The organism is Dellaglioa carnosa, from assembly GCF_026948345.1.
Classification (GTDB): Bacteria; Bacillota; Bacilli; order Lactobacillales; family Lactobacillaceae; genus Dellaglioa; species Dellaglioa algida.
On the sequence record NZ_JANXLI010000022.1, the window covers coordinates 1 to 294 of the forward strand.

Below are 294 nucleotides of genomic sequence, written 5' to 3' on the forward strand. Positions count from 1 at the left end.
TAACTTCTGTGTTCGACATGGGAACAGGTGTATCCTTCTTGCTATCGCCACCACACTCTTTTTTGAATAATAACTTTGCAACCATTAAAATGCCGGCTGCAGGAGTCGAACCTGTGACCCTCGGTTTACGATACCGATGCTCTACCAACTGAGCTAAGCCGGCGAAAATGACCCGTACGGGATTTGAACCCATGTTACCGCCGTGAAAGGGCGGTGTCTTAACCACTTGACCAACGGGTCATAATACATAAAAACGTGTTAATCAGATCGATTAGCACATTTTTAAATTATTTA

The 294-nt window shown here is 43.9% G+C and carries 2 tRNA genes and 1 rRNA gene; all 3 read right to left on the bottom strand.

The window, feature by feature from the left end:
* Positions 1–55, bottom strand: a 5S ribosomal RNA gene (gene rrf, locus N0K80_RS07975); the annotation flags it as partial.
* Between the two features lie 35 nt (positions 56–90).
* A tRNA-Thr gene (locus N0K80_RS07910) sits at positions 91–163 on the bottom strand.
* 5 nt (positions 164–168) lie between these two features.
* A tRNA-Glu gene (locus tag N0K80_RS07915) sits at positions 169–240 on the bottom strand.
* Positions 241–294 lie beyond the last annotated feature (54 nt).